This is a genomic window from Streptomyces platensis (assembly GCF_008704855.1).
GTDB classification, from domain to species: Bacteria; Actinomycetota; Actinomycetes; order Streptomycetales; family Streptomycetaceae; genus Streptomyces; species Streptomyces platensis.
This window is the reverse complement of sequence record NZ_CP023691.1, coordinates 998,894-1,014,199: the sequence shown is the minus strand read 5'-3', so window position 1 is coordinate 1,014,199 and position 15,306 is coordinate 998,894. Positions and strand designations below refer to the sequence as shown.

Here is a 15,306-nt window from a genome sequence, read left to right as displayed (position 1 = left end):
GGGGCGGGGTGAGGCGGTGAGGCCCGGCGGGCGCCCGGTCGGACAGGTGGCGGAGGGGTTCGGCGCGGGCGGCGGGCTCCTGCTGTCGGAGAGATGCGGGAGCTGACACCGATCGTGACGGCCCATCAGCCACAAACGCTATTTATTTGCTTTAGATGACGTTAGCCCCTACCGTCGACTAAGGCAAATCTTTTGCTTTTGCCGGGGACGGCTGGGATGGTCGCTGGACGACGGCTCCGCAACGCCCCCTGCACGCACAGGAAGGGAATCCATGAGCGACGTCGAACTCACCGCCACGGAGGCCGCCCGATGGGCGCTTCGCGCCGGGCTTCCGCTGGAGAGCGAGCGCCACGCCGAGGTGGCCGCCACCGCGAACCACATCCACGCCGTGGTGCGCACCTTGCGCGAACTGGACTTCGGGGAGACGCCGCCCGCCACCCACACCGTCGAAGCGGAGGCCACGGATGGCTCTCTTTGAATTGACCCTCGCCGAGGCGGCCGACGCCGTGGCGCAAGGGGAGCTGTCCCCGGTGGAGCTGACCGGTTCCGTGCTCGAACGACTCGACGCCGTCGAAGAGCGGCTCGGGGCGTACGTCGCCGTGGCGAGTGAAGCGGCGCGAGAGTCCGCCGCGCTGGCGGAGCGCGAGATCGCGGCCGGCCGGTATCGGGGCCCGCTGCACGGCATCCCGTTCGGGCTGAAGGACCTCATCGATGTCGCCGGTCTGCCGACCACGGCCAGCTCCCGGGTGCGGGCGGGGCATGTCGCACCGGCCGACAGCGCGGTGGCCCGGCGCCTGTTCGACGCCGGCGCGGTCCTCCTGGGAAAGACGCACACCCATGAATTCGCTTACGGGCTGACGACGCCCCAGACCCGCAATGCCTGGGACCAGGGCCGCATCGCGGGCGGATCGAGCGGTGGTTCCGCGGTTGCCGTGGCCGCCGGGGCAGCCACCTTCGCCCTGGGTACGGACACCGGAGGTTCCATCCGCGTGCCCGCGGCGCTGAACGGAGTCGTCGGGCTGAAGCCGACCTATGACCTCCTCTCCCGGCACGGAGTGACGTCACTGTCCTGGTCCCTGGACCATGTCGGCCCCCTCACCCGTACGGTGCGGGACGCGGCGCTCGTGCTCTCCGCGCTGACGGGCCACGGTTCCAAGGACCCGGTCGGCCCTGGTGCGGCCCGGCCCGGCTGCCCGCCCCCTGGGGAGGGGAGCTTGACGGGCCTGCGGATCGGAGTGCCGGTCAACTACTACTTCGACCGGGTCAGCCCCGCGGTCGAGACCGCCGTACGAGGCGCCCTTGCCCAGCTGTCGGACCTCGGGGCCGAGCTCGTCGAGGTCGAGATTCCGATGGCCCGCTACGTCCAGGCGACCCAATGGGGCCTGATGGTCCCGGAGGCGACCGCCTACCACGAACGGGCACTGCGGTCGGTCCCCGAGCTGTACGCGCCGGATGTCCGGGTGCTGCTGGAGGCCGGCGAACTCCTTTCGGCCGGTGACTACCTGCGGGCCCAGCGGGCCCGTACGCTCATGCGCCAGGCGTGGGGGCGAGTGCTCGAACAGGTCGATGTGATCGCTGCGCCCACGGTGCCGATGACGGCCGCCGAGGTGGGCCAGGACACCGTGGAGTGGCCGGACGGTACGACGGAGAGTGTCTCCGACGCCTACGTCCGCCTGTCCGCCCCCGCGAACATCACCGGGATCCCGGCGCTGACCCTGCCGGTCGGCCGCGATCACGCGGGCCTGCCCATCGGGATGCAGCTGATGGGGCCGCCCATGGGGGAGGCCCTCGTGCTGCGTGCCGGCCGGGCTTACGAAGCGGTCCAGGACGGGCACGGTGGACTGGCGCCGGTGGCGGCCTGAAGAACGCAGCTCAGGCAGGTGTGCGGCAGCCGGTTCAGCCGTAGGTGCCGGTTGCCCTCGCCGGTGGCAGCCGGCTCCCCGTGAGAGACGAGGGCTGCTTGAGCGACGGACGTCAGAGAGGAAGGACCCACTCCAGATGCAACGATTTTGCTTTAAGGTGGTCGCATGAGTCCCAAGGCCATGGCTCGCCCCGGGGGGCGCAGCGCCCGCGTCCAGGAGGCAGTGCACGCCGCGGTGCGGGAACTCGAAGCCGAAGCGGGCCGTGCCTCGCTGACCGTGCCGGCCGTCGCGGCCCGCGCGGGTGTCACCCCGTCGACGATCTACCGCCGCTGGGGCGACCTCCACGAGCTGCTGTCCGACGTGGCGGTCGAACGCCTGCGTCCCGAGGAGCCGCCCGCTGATCACGGCAGCCTCCACACCGATCTGGAGGCCTGGGCCAGGCAGTTCCTCGACGAGATGGCCTCTCCGTCGGGCCGCGCCTATATACGCGACGCGCTCCTCGGCGACCCGGACGGCAGCAATGCCGGCCAGTGCTCGGCCTACGCGGCCGACCAGATCGAGGTCATCCTCGGTCGCGCGACGGGACGCGGCGAAGCAGCTCCCGATGTCGAAGCGGTCATGGACCATGTCGTGGCCCCGATGATGTACCGCATCCTGTTCCAGCCGGGCCGGCTCACCGCCTCCTACGCGGATCAACTCGTCCAAGCCGCCCTTGCCGCACCCGTCCCGCCCGACTGACGGAGCGAGCGGCCGGCCTCGTCGCCACCGTCGTGGGACTTTGGTTGCTGCACCTCGCGACGAAAGATGGGTGCCGGCGACGCGAGGAGTTGCTTAGCGTGGCTGCGTGACAGGTGTGGAAGGTATGGAGCGTGCACAGCGCGTTCGGCAGGTGCCCACGACAAGGGTGCGTGCGGGGCTGCGGCGGCTGGCCGAACCGGGCAGGACTCTCTTCGGTCCCGGGATGTGGCCGCCGAAGCGCATTGTGCTGGAATCGCTGCTGAGTGTCGTGCTGGCGACGCTGGTGGCGGGAACCGGAGCCGTGGGCGACGAGGGCGCGGTACAGATCGTTGCCGTCGCGCTGGCTGCCGGACTGGTGTCGCCGCTGCGCCGGGTGCTGCCCGCAACCGTCCTGCTGGTGGCCATCGCGGCCTCGTTCCCCTTCAGCGGGTTCGCGCTGCTGGTCCCGGTCGCCAGCTGGTCCGCCGGGCGCCGGATCGACGGGGTGGGCAGGGCGACCGGCATCTTCGCCCTCGCGTACGTCCTCGACTTCGGCCTGGCCCTCTCGCGGGAGTTGCCCCGCCTCTCGCCGGCGGTCCTGGTCATAGGCGCCATGGCGACCCTGGTCGGAACCATCGTGCCCGGCCTCGCCGGCCGCTACTGGTCGCAGCGCCGCACGCTGCTGGACACTCTGCGCGAGTACAACGCCCAACTGCTGCGCGAGCGCGCGATGATCGCCGGACAGGCCCGGATGCGCGAACGCCAGCGCATCGCGCAGGACATGCACGACAGCCTCGGCCATCAGCTCGCCCTCATCTCGGTACACACCGGTGCCTTGGAGGTCGACCGCGAGCTGACCGGACGACAGCGGGAAGCCGTGGGAGTGCTGCGGGAGGCGTCGGTCGGCGCGATGCACGAACTGCGCGAGGTGGTGGGGCTGCTGCGGGACGGCACCCATGCACCTGGTGACGGGGCCCTTCCCTCCGTTGTCGCAGAGGGCATGCCCACCCCTGCCCTTGAGGCGATGGGGGAGGAAGACGCCAAGGCGCCGTCGCGCGGGGTGGCAGGCATCGAGCGCTTGGTGGAGGTGTCCCGAAGCGCCGGTACGGCCGTGGAGCTGCGGCGCTCGGGCGAGGTGCGCCCGCTCGCCCCGACCGCAGATCACGCGGCGTACCGAATAGCTCAGGAGGGCCTGACCAACGCCCATAAGCACGCCCCGAGCGCTCCGATCACCATTGAACTGCGCTATGAGCCGGACTCGTTGATCGTGGAGGTCGCGAACGGCCCCGTGCCCGAGACCGCGGATGACGGCCGGAGTGTGGTGAGCGGCGGCCAGGGGCTGACCGGGCTCCGGGAGCGGGCCCGGCTCGTCGGCGGCATGGTGCATGTGGGTTCCACGGCGGACGGCGGCTTCCGGCTGGCGGGTGTGCTGCCGTACACCGCGCCGGAGCGCGGTGCCACCAGCTCCTCGCCCGGCGACGGGACGGCGACGTTCGTTGACCCCACAGGCGACTTTCGGCAGCAGATCGCGGCGGGTCCGCCCGGCGAAGCTGATCCGGTCATTGACTGGAACGGATCGCCGAAGGAGCTGGCCAAGGCCATGAGCACACAGAAGAGAAGCAGCGGTATAGCCATCGGTTGCGGACTGGCGGCACTGCTCGCCCTGTTGCTGGTGGCCGGCCTCCTCATCGGTGGGGCCTTCCTCATGACGGAGATGGACAAGGCCATGATCGAGCCGAAGGAGTACCAGGCGGTGAAGGTGGGCCAGTCCGAGACCACGGTGCGCAAGCAGTTGCCCGAGGGCTCCTCCGTCCTGACCGAAGGCCTGGACAAGGGTGCGCCGCCGGTGCCCGAGGGCGCGAAGTGCCTCAGCCTGAATTCCTCGGAGGTCGGCAGCAGCTGGGAAAAGGAGCCGGTTTTCCGGTTCTGCTTCAAGGACGGCAAGTTGATCGAGAAGAAGTCCTTCGAGGTCAAGACGTAAGGGCGGAACGCTCGCCGTGAGGTCCGGGCGGGCGGCGTGATCGGGGATGATGGTGAGCGGCCGCAGTGATGACCGTTCAAGAGGGCGCAGGAGACTCGTGATCAAGGTTCTCGTCACGGATGACGAGCCGCTCATTCGGGCGGGTATCAGGATGATTCTCACCTCGGCCGACGACATCGACGTCGTCGCGGAGGCGGCGAACGGCCGCGAGGCGATCGAACTGGCCCGCGCCCAGCGGGTGGACGTCGTGCTGCTCGACATCCAGATGCCGGTCATGGACGGGCTGACGGCCCTCACCGAACTCCGCCGCGCCGCCCCCGATGCGCGGGTGCTGATCCTCACCACCTTCGGGGAGCAGCAGAACGTGCTGCGCGCGCTGGCGGAGGGCAGCGCGGGCTTTCTGCTCAAGGACTCGGCGCCCGCGGAGCTGATGCGCGCGGTACGGGCCGCCGCGGCCGGGGACGCGTATCTGTCCCCGGGAGCCACCCGCCATGTCGTGGACTCGCTGGCGTCCGGCCAGAGCGTGCGCCGCGCCGCGCAGGCCCGCCGTCGGCTGGAGACCCTGTCGGACCGCGAGCTGGAGGTCCTGGCGCTGCTGGGCGAGGGCCTGTCCAATGCGGACGCCGGCCAGCGGATCCATATGAGCGAGGCCACAGTCAAGACGTATGTGAGCCGCATCCTCGCCAAGCTGGGCTGTGAAAACCGGGTACAGGCCGCACTCCTGGCACGAGACGCCGGCCTGGGCACCTGAGCAAGCCTCCCGGACCCCGCCGTCGGGTTCCTCACGAGCGGGCTGCCCTTGCGTCCCCGCCAGCCACCGCCTCAGTGCGGTCGAGGCACTGGTGGGCGTAGCCGTAGCCGCTGCACGCACAAAGCGCGCCGATGCGCACGCTCCCGTTGTCGGGGCGTGCGCATCGGCTGAGGTGCTCAGGAAGCCATGGCAGATGTCAGGTACCTGTCATCCATACGTATAAAACTTCGTGTGGTCCAGCAGGTCCGCCGGAGTGACGTCGTTCCATGGCTTCATGGTGTCGTGGAGGTCGACGACGTCGGGTGTGTTGCCCGTCGGCAGATACCCCGACTTGGGGTGCATCCGCTGCCAGTCGGCCCAGAGCTTGTCGATGAAGCAGTGGTGCAGCCAGAAGACGGGGTCGTTGGGCGAGGCGCCGGTGGTCATCTGCCCGCCTACCCAGACGTGCACCCGGTTGTGCAGATTCGGGCCGCGCCAGCCCTCGATGTTGTTGCGGAAGCTGTCGGACGAGCTGTTCCAGGGGGCGGCGTCATAGACCGTCATGGCGAGCACCCGGTCGACCTCGGCCCGGGTCGGCAGTTCGCGGACCCCGGTGCCGAGCGAGCGGCGCAGGAACGTCCGGCCGTCCACCCGGATGTTCATCGGCCACTTACCGCTGGTGAAGGCGAACGGCCCCGAGGTCACCCGGCCGTCGCCGCTCCGCCCGTCACCGCCGAGGAAGTCGTCGGCCCACAGGGAGCTACGGGGTGTGCGATCGACGGTCCAGTCCCAGTAGGGGAGCATGACCGACGGCGTGATGCTCTGTAGGGCTTGTTCGAACTGGAGCAGGAACCTGCGGTGCCAGGGCAGGAACGACGGTGACCGGTGGCCGGTCCGCTCTCCGTCGTCGGTGTCCCCGATGATGAAGGCGTTGTGGGTGCTGATGAACTCGTCGTAGCGGCCGCTGCGCTTGAGCTCCAGCACCGCATCGACGAAGTTCCGCTTCTCAGTGGCGGTGAGGTCCGCCTGGTTCTTCCTGACTGCCATGTCGAGGACTCCTCGGTGGGGGGACGGGCAGGGTCGGGTCTCAGCCGGTGACGACGGGGACCAGGTCGGCGCCCTGGAGTTCGCGGACGGCGGCGCGCGCCAACGCGCGTGGCGTGGTGAAGGTCTCGTAGTGGTTCACCAGGCTTATCCAGGTGCCGTCGGCATTCCGCATCACATGGAGGTCGTCGTTGTCGATACGGACGACGAAGTCCATCCCCTCGTGGGGACCGGCGGCCCGGCCGGCGTGGTGACCCCCGTGGCCTCCGTCGTCGGTCGGCCAGCCCTCGATGTGGCGGCCCTGGTACACCTCGTCGAACGGCTCCGCCATCTGGTGCCCGCCGGACGGCCCGTGACCGGCCGGGTGCCCGTGACCGGCTGAGTCTCCGTGGCCCGCGGCGGGGCGGGCGGCGGCGGTGTCGGCGAAGGCGGCCGGTGCGGCCAGCACCGCACCGGTCACGGCCGCGGCGCTGCCGTACAGCACCTGGCGTCGGGTGGGACGCGACATGTTCCACTCCTCTGTTCGTCTCGGCTCCTCCTCCGGGGCGGGCCCGCCGAGGAGGTTCTTCGAGCCGGCGGGCCGATGATCGGTCCGTGCCGCCACATGCTGGCAGGGACGAACGGATCATCAAGTTGTCCTGGTGAGTGAGGCAAGGAACGAGACAACACCTGGACAGCGGTGCAGGATTCAACGGCGCCGATCGTCTTCATGCCCCGGCGAGGCTCGCCGCGGAACCGGATGTTCCGCGATCTCGGCCACCCTTCGCCGCAGATCCTCCGTTCGCGCGATCGAAACCATGAGCCCCCGCACGGCCGGAACTCGGCGCGAATGCAAGGGACTGCGGGGTTGGGGGGTTTGCGGCGCCAACACCGTTGCTGTGCCGAGGGTTTGGCGTGACGCTGCGTCGCTCAGTGGTGCTGCTCACAGCGTGCGTGGCGCGCGCTCGTGGGCTGGGCAATCCGGGACAATGAGCGAGATCCGGACGCTGAAACAGGTGCTGACCTGGGAAAACGAAGACCCCTGCGCGGCCGTTCCGGAAGGGTGGAACGAGCAGAGGATCTGGGTGGGGACGGAAACAGACGAGTTCGCAGGGCAGTTGCGCCGGCTGAGCCGGAAGTCCCGCACGATCATGACCGTCCCGGGATCGCCGGTACCGAGCAGCCCGGCGAGGGTCTGCGAAAGCGGCATACCGGTCGAACTCGCCGCGACCGCAAGGGCGATGAGGCACAGCAGCAGCGGTACGAGGAACGCGGCGACGAGGGCGCTGCGGCGCGGGAAGAGCCAGGACAGGGGGCCGGCGCGCAGCACCGCACTGTCCGGCGGGGTGAGGGCCGGGTGGGTGCCGGGGTCCGTCGGGGCCGTCGTGCCGAGGCTCCTGCCGTGGACAGGCGGGACGGGCGGCTCGTCGGCTACGTCACCGGCGGTGCCGCTCCCGAGACCGCTACGGGCCGGACTGGCCCACACCCTCTCGGAGCAGGCCGCGGACTACGTGCACCACCTCCGCCGCATCCAACCCCACGGCCCCTACTTCGGGGCCGCTAGGCGGGGAACCGCACCGCGGCGACACCTTCAGCACCGCGTCGGGGTCGTACTCACCGCCCCGAGCGATGCTGTCGTACGGTGGCTATGGCTATGGCTACGACTGTGACTATGGCTACGACTGGTGGCCGTGATCCTGGCCCGGCCGTGCCCGTGTGAATGCCCTGGCCGTGACCGAGGAGGTAGCTGGTGACGGTGATGTGGTCCCCTCAGCGCGACGCCCTGCGTGGCCGTGTCGCGCTGGTCGCCGGAGCGACGCGGGGAGCCGGCCGCGGCATCGCTGCCGCACTGGGGGAAGCCGGCGCCACCGTGATCTGCACGGGCCGCAGCAGCAGTACGGGCACCGCCGCAATCCAGTCGGATTACGCCCGCACCGAAACCATCGAGCAGACGGCCGGGCTGGTGAACGGCCTGGGCGGGGTGGGGATCGCGGTCCAGGTGGATCACCTGGATTCCGCGCAGGTCGCACGCCTGGCGGAGCGCGTCCGCGACGAACACGGTCACCTCGATGTGCTGGTGAACGACATCTGGGGCGGTGAGATCCTCAAGGGCCCGCCACCGGAGTGGAACACGCCGGTCTGGCAACACGATCTGGACAAGGGCCTGCGCATCCTGCGTCTGGCGGTCGAGACCCACCTGGTCACCTCGCACCATCTCCTGCCCCTGTTGATCAACCGACCCGGCGGTCTGCTCATCGAGGTCACCGACGGCACCACGGCCTTCAACGCGGACCACTACCGGATCTCGGTGTACTACGACTTGGCGAAGACCGCCGTGAACCGCCTGGCCTACTCCCAGGGCCACGAACTCGAACCCCACGGCGCGACCGCAGTGGCCCTCACCCCAGGATGGCTGCGCTCGGAAATGATGCTCGACAATTTCGGGGTCACCGAGGCCAACTGGCGGGACGCCCTCCACGGCACGGTCGAGGGGTACCCCGCCGCCCCCGCCGGATTCGCGCACTCCGAGTCACCCCGCTACCTCGGCCGCGCCATCGCGGCGCTGGCCGCAGACCCTGCCCGGGCCCGCTGGAACCAGCACTCACTCACCTCCGCCGAGCTCGCCCGTGAATACGGCTTCACCGACATCGACGGCTCCCGGCCCGACAGTTGGGCACACCAGGCGTAACCGGATACCCGTCACGGCCCGTCACGGCTCAGACCTCGGCAATGCGCTACTCAGGAGGCCAACAGCAACGCGTTCAGCAGCACCAGGACCGTCATAAGGGCCAACACCGTTGCCAGGGCACGGCGTTTGAGGACGTTATACCGGTGCTGGTACTCCCCGCGGAGCTGGTGGGCGCGGGCGGCGATACGGGTGATGGCCATCTGCGAGACGTCGAGCTGCCTGCGGGCCAAGAGGTCCACCAGCTCTTCGCGTTGGGCGGCCGTCGGCCAGTCGAGGGCGTCGACGGCGGCTTCGGCGTCCGCGCGGGCACAGGCGATTTCCGCCTGCCACAGCAGATATCCCTCCATTCTGGCGATACCCGCCTGGACGGTGCGGCTGTCCGGCATTCCGCTTCTCGGCATTCCGCTGCTCGGCGTTCGACTGCCCGGCCTTCGGCGGGCCGGCCATCGCCTGCTCGGCGTTCGGCTGTCGGTCATGGTTCCACCCACTCAGCCCGGCTGGTCCCCCGAAGGGCGGTCGGTGCGGCCTGGCTCTTCGGGTTCGACCGCATCGCGCCGCGCTCTCTTCCTGGCGAGTTCCAGTGCGGCGACGTCGGGGTGATGCAGGTCGAAGGCGGGCGACTCGGAGCGGATACGAGGCAGCGTCGTGAAGTTGTGCCGCGGTGGCGGGCACGAGGTGGTCCACTCCAGAGAACGTCCAAAGCCCCACGGGTCGTTGACGGCTTCCTTCGGGGCGTACTTGGCCGTTCTCCAGACGTTGTAGAGGAACGGCAGCACCGAGAGGCCCAGCAGGAACGAGCCGATGCTGGAGACAGTGTTCAGCGTAGTGAAGCCATCGGATGCCAAATAGTCCGCGTAGCGGCGGGGCATGCCTTCGACTCCGAGCCAGTGCTGGATGAGGAAGGTGAGATGGAATCCGATGAACAGGGTCCAGAAGTGGATTTTGCCGAGACGCTCGTCGAGCATTCTGCCGGTGAACTTGGGCCACCAGAAGTAGAAGCCGGCGAACATCGCGAAGACCACGGTGCCGAAGACGGTGTAGTGGAAATGGGCGACGACGAAGTACGAGTCGGAGACATGGAAATCCATCGGGGGCGAGGCCAGCAGAACGCCGGTCAGGCCGCCGAAGAGGAAGGTCACCAGGAACCCGATCGACCAGAGCATGGGGGTTTCGAAGGACAGTGAACCGTGCCACATCGTGCCGACCCAGTTGAAGAACTTCACGCCCGTGGGGACCGCGATGAGGAAGGACATGAAGGAGAAGAACGGCAGAAGCACCGCGCCGGTCACGAACATATGGTGCGCCCAGACCGTTGCCGAGAGCCCCGCGATGGAGATCGTCGCCGCGATGAGTCCGATGTAGCCGAAGATGGGCTTACGGCTGAAGACGGGGAAGATTTCCGTGACGATGCCGAAGAAGGGCAGCGCGATGATGTACACCTCGGGGTGGCCGAAGAACCAGAAGAGGTGCTGCCACAACAACGAGCCCCCGTACGCAGGATCGAAGACATGCGCACCGAATTTCCGGTCCGCCTCCAGTACCAGCAGCGCGGCCGCCAGCACGGGAAAGGCGAGCAGTACGAGCACGGCCGTCAGCAGGATGTTCCAGGTGAAGATCGGCATCCGGAACATCGTCATGCCGGGCGCCCGCATACAGATGATCGTCGTGATGAAGTTGACCGACCCCAGGATGGTTCCGAAGCCGGAAAAGGCCAGGCCCATCACCCACAGGTCGCCGCCGATGCCGGGGGTACGGAGGGGACCCGACAGCGGGGTGTAGGCGGTCCAGCCAAAGTCGGCGGCCCCGTCCGGTGTGATGAAGGCGGAGAGGGCGATCAGGGAGCCGAAGAGATAGAGCCAGTAGGCGAACATGTTGAGCCGCGGGAATGCCACATCGGGTGCGCCGATCTGCAACGGCATGATCCAGTTCGCGAAACCGGCGAACAAGGGCGTCGCGAAGATCAGCAGCATGATGGTGCCGTGCATCGTGAACGCCTGATTGAACTGCTCGTGCGAGAGGATCTGCACCCCCGGACGGGCAAGCTCCGCCCGAATGGCGAGCGCCAGAATTCCGCCTACCATGAAGAACCCGAACGATGTGCTCAGATAAAGCGTGCCGATGGTCTTGTGGTCGGTAGTCGTCAGCCAATCCACCACCACCCGTCCGGCATGCCGTCGCCGCTTGACTGGTTGCAGCGATTCCGTCTGCTGAACGGCTGTCACGGTCCGAACTCCTCATCGCACGTGGTCGCCCCCTCGCCGGCTGACGGTATCGATACCTCCGAAATCCCCAAAGAGGCTCGCCGCCGCCCACCATCAGTCACATCAAGGCCGCGGTTACGGATTCGCTTTCCGGCCGCCCCGATAGCAGCGACGTCGGCGCGAGCGTGAGACGGGCACCCAGCCAATCGGCGACGACGATGGCGACGCGGGGCGGCTCCGGCGCGAGGCCCGGGAGAAGGGCGGCGCTGTCTTCGTGCGCGTCGGCGTCATCGTCACGGCATTCGTCCTGCTGGTCATCGGCAAGGGCTGATGCCTCGGCATCTCCGGAGGGCTCCCCGGCGCCTCCGTTAGGGGCTCCCCGGCGCCTCCGGAGGGAGACGCCCCGGCGTCTTGGAGGGGAGGCGTCCGCCCGGTAATGCTCGGCATCGAGGCCGTTTGCGCTGCTTGCCCTGTGTGTGCCGGTGAAGAGCCTGTTAGGTGTAGTGAGGTGAAACCTTCACTGATCGTTTCACTGTCGGCCTTGTGACGCCGACAGCGTTCCAGCGCATGAAACCAATTCGCGCAGCAGCCAGAGCCGCTCTTGTGCTGCTGTTCTTCGTCCTGGGTTTTGGTGCGCAGCCCGCGTCGGCGCATGTGTTGCCGCACCATGCCGAACTCGTCGTCTCCACCAAGAAGAACGTCACCAGCGGCAGGCTGATCGTCCACCGTGACGTGGTCTCGCCCGATAAGGCGGGCGCTTGGGCGTCGCGTCTGCTGACCGCCTCCTGTCCGGCCGGCGGCTCCGGTGTCGCCGGCGACAGCGGCGGAGTCCCCGGGGGTGTGGTGGTCGAGCTGGCGTGGAGCTGCCATGTCGACGAACTCGACCTGACCGCGATGCTGAAGAAGGGCGGACTGACCCAGGCCGTCGTCGAGTTCGACGGCAACACGGTCAATGCGACCATGGCGGCCCCGGTCGTCGATGCATGGGGCGCCCATGAGGGCCCCGCGAGCAGTGCCTTCCCGTGGCGCACCGTGGTGCTCGGCGCGGCCCTTGTCCTCATGGCGCTCCAGGCCATCCGCTGGGCACTCCGGCGCCGTTCACCGCAGCGGCAGCACCGGTCCGCACACCCGCACCCGTGGCAGTCGGTGCGTCGCACCGCTCGGCGCCGTAAGCAGCTGATCGCGGCCGGTGCCGCTGTGGTGGCGGGTCTGGTGCCGTCCGTCACCGCCGGGACGTCATTTGCCGCGGACGAGACGCCCGCGGCGGCGGCGAACGGTGACCCGGTGTCCGTCCAGGGCACGGTCTTCAAGGACGTCAACCGCAATGGCGTACGGGACGGGGGCGAGGCGCCCATGTCCGGCGTCGATGTCACCGACGGTGCCGTCTGGACGACGACCGGCGCGGACGGGTCGTACACCCTGCGGATGGACCCGAGCCGCCGGGAGACCGATCTCGTCAGCGTGGTTTCCCCCAACGGCTATACCCCCGCCCTGCGCAAGGACTACGTCCCGCAGTTCTTCCACAAGGTGCCTGACGGCGACGGTCCGCACAACGGCATCGACTTCGCCCTGGTGCCGGACAAGAATGCCGCCGATCCCACCGAGAAGTGGGTGATGGACTCCGACGTCGAGGTGTCCAACACCTCGGACGAGGCGGCGCGCAGAACGCTGCCGCAGTGGACCGGCCAGGTCGAGGCGATGTCCGAGGTCGACGGCGCGACGATGGCCATCGCGACCGGCGATCTGACCGTCACCGACTACGCCCAGGAGCCGCGCCGTCAGACCGGTTACGACATCCTGCGCAAGGGCCTGACCGACGGAAAACTCGGGATGCCCTTCTACCCGACGGTCGGCAACCACGACGTCGGCGGTACCGCCACTTCCCAGGGATACGGCGGCAGCATGGAGTACTACCGCCGGAATATGGGTCCCGAGTGGTACAGCTTCGACCGCAACGGCCGGCACATCGTCGTCCTCGAGGACAACTACGACGCGAGCGGCCTCAAGCCGCAGCTGGAGTGGCTCCGAGAGGACCTCAGGCGCCACGCGGCCGGCAAGCAGGTGCTCCTCTTCGCTCACCGGTCACTGTTCACCCGGTGGGGACCGGGCGCCGGTATGCAGCCGACCATCGATGAACTCGCGAAGTATGACGTGCGGATGTTCGCGGCCGGCCACAACCAGCAGGCCGAGTACCGCCGTGGCGTCTTCGACCGTTCCGTCGAGATCAACAACCAGGGCACCTACGGCATCGACGGCTCCCACCCGGACTACAAGATCCTGAGCTTCAAGGACATCACCGACAACCCGCACACCCGCCGCAATGAAGACACCGGCTATGTGCGAGGTACGCACCGGCAGTTCGACATCGATGACGATGCGGCCCTGGTCAGCCCCGCGCCAGGCAGTGTCCACAGAACCGGCGCCGCCCTCCCCATCGAGCTGTACGCCGAGGACGACGGCCGCACACCGGCCACCGCGACCCTCACCATCCGGGACAGTCACGGCCGTACGGTACGGCGCGAGAGCGACCTGAAGTTCGGCGCCGGTAACGACCGGACGGGGAAGGAGAACTGCTACACGCCGCCCGGCGGCAAACCCGAGCCCTGTCCCGACGCCCGGATCTCCTGGACCCGGGTCAGCGACCGGATAGGCGGACTGCGGCCGGGAACGTACACGGCGCAGATGACCGCCGTCGACACCAAGGGCAAGGCATGGCCCACCCTCAAGAACCCCTTCAAGGTGGTCCCCGACAAGGAGCTGGCGAAGCCGGAGAGCGGTCAGGACTGGACCCGTCAGGGCCGCGACGAAGCGGGGCGCGGCGCGAGTGCGGACAACCCGGGCACCGCTCTCGATCTGCGCTGGGCCGCGAGCACCGGTGAGCAGTTCAATCTCAACGGTTCGGTGATCGCCAACGGCAAGGTGATCGTCTCCTCCCGGGCGTTCGACTCCCCGTACAGCACGATGCTCGCCTACGACCTCGCCTCCGGCCGCGAGATCTGGCGCACCTACCTGGACGGCGACGCCGAATCGGCACCCACCCTCCACAACGGGAAGGTCTATCTGACCACCGCCGTCGGCCGGATCTACGCTCTCGACGCCGGGGACGGCCATGTCGTCTGGCAGACGATCGAGAACGAGGAGCGGCACGGCGACACCGTGCGCCGCTACGGCCGGGCCGGCGGTCCGGTCAGCGTCTTCGACATCCAGGGCGAGGACCGTACCGTCGCCGTATACCAGGACTGGAACAAGATCCAGTGCCGCGATGCCAAGAGCGGTGACCTGCTGGGCGGCTTCAACGGAGCGACCAACTGGGGCCAGTTCCACAGCACGGCCGTGCGCCGGCCCGGCTCCAACACCGCCTACCTGCACACGGACTCCAGCAACACACTGGTCGCCATGGACCTGGCCAACTGCGCCCAGCTATGGGCCAAGGACACCCAGGGCGGCATCGACAGCCACTCCTCGCCCGCGCTCACCGATCCGGCCCAGGGTGACCCGAAGCTGGTCACCATGACCCAGAGCGGCGCGCGCGGTCACGACCTCAAGACCGGTGCGGTCCAGTGGCAGTCCCCGGTGGGCGGCAGCAGCACCTGCGAACCCGGGCAGGCTCCGCTGACCAGTCCCGCCATCTGGGGCGACCGCGCGTATATCGCCGGCCGTGACGGTGTCATCCGCGCCTACGACACCAGCGCGGCCGAGCCGGGCAAGCCGCTGTGGGAGACCCCCGCCGGACATCTGCCAGGGGAGAGCCCCCTGGACGACAAGTGGCGGGTGGCCATGGGGTGCACCAGCGCGGGGAAGGGCTCCCCGACGATGCACGCCGTGGTGACCAAGGACCGTCTGTACGCGGGCACATGGGACGGCCGCCTGCTCGTCCTGGACCGCGCCACCGGCAAGCAGCTGACCGAGTACAACCTCGGCGGCGGTGTGGCCTCGGCACTGTCCATCAGCGGCGACTGGGTCATCGCCCTGACCGACGACGGGACGATCCACGCACTGGCCGCCAGGCACTGATCGACGACCGGCCGGTACCTCTCTCCCGCCCTGCGGGTGCCTCCCAGGACAAGGGAGGCACCCGCAGGGCACTCGTGATCGGAACACCA

Annotated in this window: 12 protein-coding genes; 7 read left to right on the top strand and 5 right to left on the bottom strand. The window is 68.8% G+C overall.

Features of this window, described 5'->3' with window-relative positions; genetic code table 11:
- The first annotated feature begins 271 nt into the window (after positions 1-271).
- From CP981_RS04485 to CP981_RS04465, 5 genes are all read left to right on the top strand, one after another.
- Positions 272-478 (top strand): hypothetical protein, encoded by a 207-nt coding sequence (locus CP981_RS04485; protein ID WP_085923470.1) that lies wholly within the window; start codon positions 272-274, stop codon positions 476-478.
- Positions 465-1,862 (top strand): Asp-tRNA(Asn)/Glu-tRNA(Gln) amidotransferase GatCAB subunit A, encoded by a 1,398-nt coding sequence (locus CP981_RS04480; protein WP_085923469.1) that lies wholly within the window; start codon positions 465-467, stop codon positions 1,860-1,862. The genes CP981_RS04485 and CP981_RS04480 overlap by 14 nt, the downstream gene beginning before the upstream one ends.
- A 165-nt stretch (positions 1,863-2,027) precedes the next feature.
- Positions 2,028-2,600 (top strand): TetR/AcrR family transcriptional regulator, encoded by a 573-nt coding sequence (locus CP981_RS04475; protein ID WP_085923468.1) that lies wholly within the window; start codon positions 2,028-2,030, stop codon positions 2,598-2,600.
- Between the two features lie 223 nt (positions 2,601-2,823).
- On the top strand, positions 2,824-4,560 hold the full coding sequence (locus CP981_RS04470; RefSeq protein ID WP_085923467.1) for a sensor histidine kinase: 1,737 nt from the start codon (positions 2,824-2,826) through the stop codon (positions 4,558-4,560).
- Between the two features lie 97 nt (positions 4,561-4,657).
- A complete protein-coding gene (locus tag CP981_RS04465; protein ID WP_085923466.1) occupies positions 4,658-5,311 on the top strand; it encodes a response regulator transcription factor in 654 nt (217 codons plus the stop codon).
- A gap of 207 nt (positions 5,312-5,518) precedes the next feature.
- Here the strand turns inward: CP981_RS04465 and melC2 are convergent, their stop codons facing one another.
- The 3 genes from melC2 to CP981_RS39470 form a co-directional block, all read right to left on the bottom strand.
- Positions 5,519-6,337: a tyrosinase MelC2 gene (melC2, locus tag CP981_RS04460; protein WP_085923465.1), complete on the bottom strand. Its 819-nt coding sequence runs from the start codon at positions 6,335-6,337 to the stop codon at positions 5,519-5,521.
- 40 nt (positions 6,338-6,377) lie between these two features.
- The gene (gene melC1 / locus CP981_RS04455; protein WP_085923464.1) at positions 6,378-6,842 is read right to left on the bottom strand and encodes an apotyrosinase chaperone MelC1; all 465 of its coding nucleotides are present in this window, start codon (positions 6,840-6,842) and stop codon (positions 6,378-6,380) included.
- 414 nt (positions 6,843-7,256) lie between these two features.
- Positions 7,257-7,643, bottom strand: coding sequence for a hypothetical protein (locus CP981_RS39470; protein WP_425282109.1), 387 nt, complete (start codon positions 7,641-7,643; stop codon positions 7,257-7,259).
- A gap of 429 nt (positions 7,644-8,072) precedes the next feature.
- Here CP981_RS39470 and CP981_RS04445 point away from each other — a divergent pair, with 429 nt between their 5' ends.
- On the top strand, positions 8,073-9,002 hold the full coding sequence (locus tag CP981_RS04445; protein WP_208853047.1) for an SDR family oxidoreductase: 930 nt from the start codon (positions 8,073-8,075) through the stop codon (positions 9,000-9,002).
- A gap of 50 nt (positions 9,003-9,052) precedes the next feature.
- Here the strand turns inward: CP981_RS04445 and CP981_RS04440 are convergent, their stop codons facing one another.
- The gene (locus CP981_RS04440) at positions 9,053-9,388 is read right to left on the bottom strand and encodes a hypothetical protein (protein ID WP_085923463.1); all 336 of its coding nucleotides are present in this window, start codon (positions 9,386-9,388) and stop codon (positions 9,053-9,055) included.
- A 102-nt stretch (positions 9,389-9,490) separates the two neighbouring features.
- Positions 9,491-11,224 carry an aa3-type cytochrome oxidase subunit I gene (gene ctaD / locus CP981_RS04435; protein WP_085923462.1) on the bottom strand — a complete coding sequence of 578 codons (1,734 nt, stop codon included), beginning with the start codon at positions 11,222-11,224 and terminating at the stop codon, positions 9,491-9,493.
- Positions 11,225-11,770: 546 nt separating this feature from the next.
- On the opposite strand from ctaD, the gene CP981_RS04430 reads away from it, so the two are divergent.
- Positions 11,771-15,217, top strand: coding sequence for an outer membrane protein assembly factor BamB family protein (locus CP981_RS04430; protein ID WP_244329542.1), 3,447 nt, complete (start codon positions 11,771-11,773; stop codon positions 15,215-15,217).
- Positions 15,218-15,306: the final 89 nt, after the last annotated feature.

What these genes read in the sequence shown, in the direction of transcription:
- CP981_RS04470 (WP_085923467.1), top strand. Translation starts at nt 2,824, where the DNA reads ATGTGGCCGCCGAAGCGCATTGTGCTGGAATCGCTGCTGAGTGTCGTG.
- melC2 (WP_085923465.1), bottom strand. Translation starts at nt 6,337, where the DNA reads ATGGCAGTCAGGAAGAACCAGGCGGACCTCACCGCCACTGAGAAGCGG.
- CP981_RS04475 (WP_085923468.1), top strand. Translation starts at nt 2,028, where the DNA reads ATGAGTCCCAAGGCCATGGCTCGCCCCGGGGGGCGCAGCGCCCGCGTC.
- CP981_RS04445 (WP_208853047.1), top strand. Translation starts at nt 8,073, where the DNA reads ATGTGGTCCCCTCAGCGCGACGCCCTGCGTGGCCGTGTCGCGCTGGTC.
- CP981_RS04430 (WP_244329542.1), top strand. Translation starts at nt 11,771, where the DNA reads ATGAAACCAATTCGCGCAGCAGCCAGAGCCGCTCTTGTGCTGCTGTTC.
- melC1 (WP_085923464.1), bottom strand. Translation starts at nt 6,842, where the DNA reads ATGTCGCGTCCCACCCGACGCCAGGTGCTGTACGGCAGCGCCGCGGCC.
- CP981_RS04480 (WP_085923469.1), top strand. Translation starts at nt 465, where the DNA reads ATGGCTCTCTTTGAATTGACCCTCGCCGAGGCGGCCGACGCCGTGGCG.
- CP981_RS04485 (WP_085923470.1), top strand. Translation starts at nt 272, where the DNA reads ATGAGCGACGTCGAACTCACCGCCACGGAGGCCGCCCGATGGGCGCTT.
- CP981_RS04440 (WP_085923463.1), bottom strand. Translation starts at nt 9,388, where the DNA reads ATGCCGGACAGCCGCACCGTCCAGGCGGGTATCGCCAGAATGGAGGGA.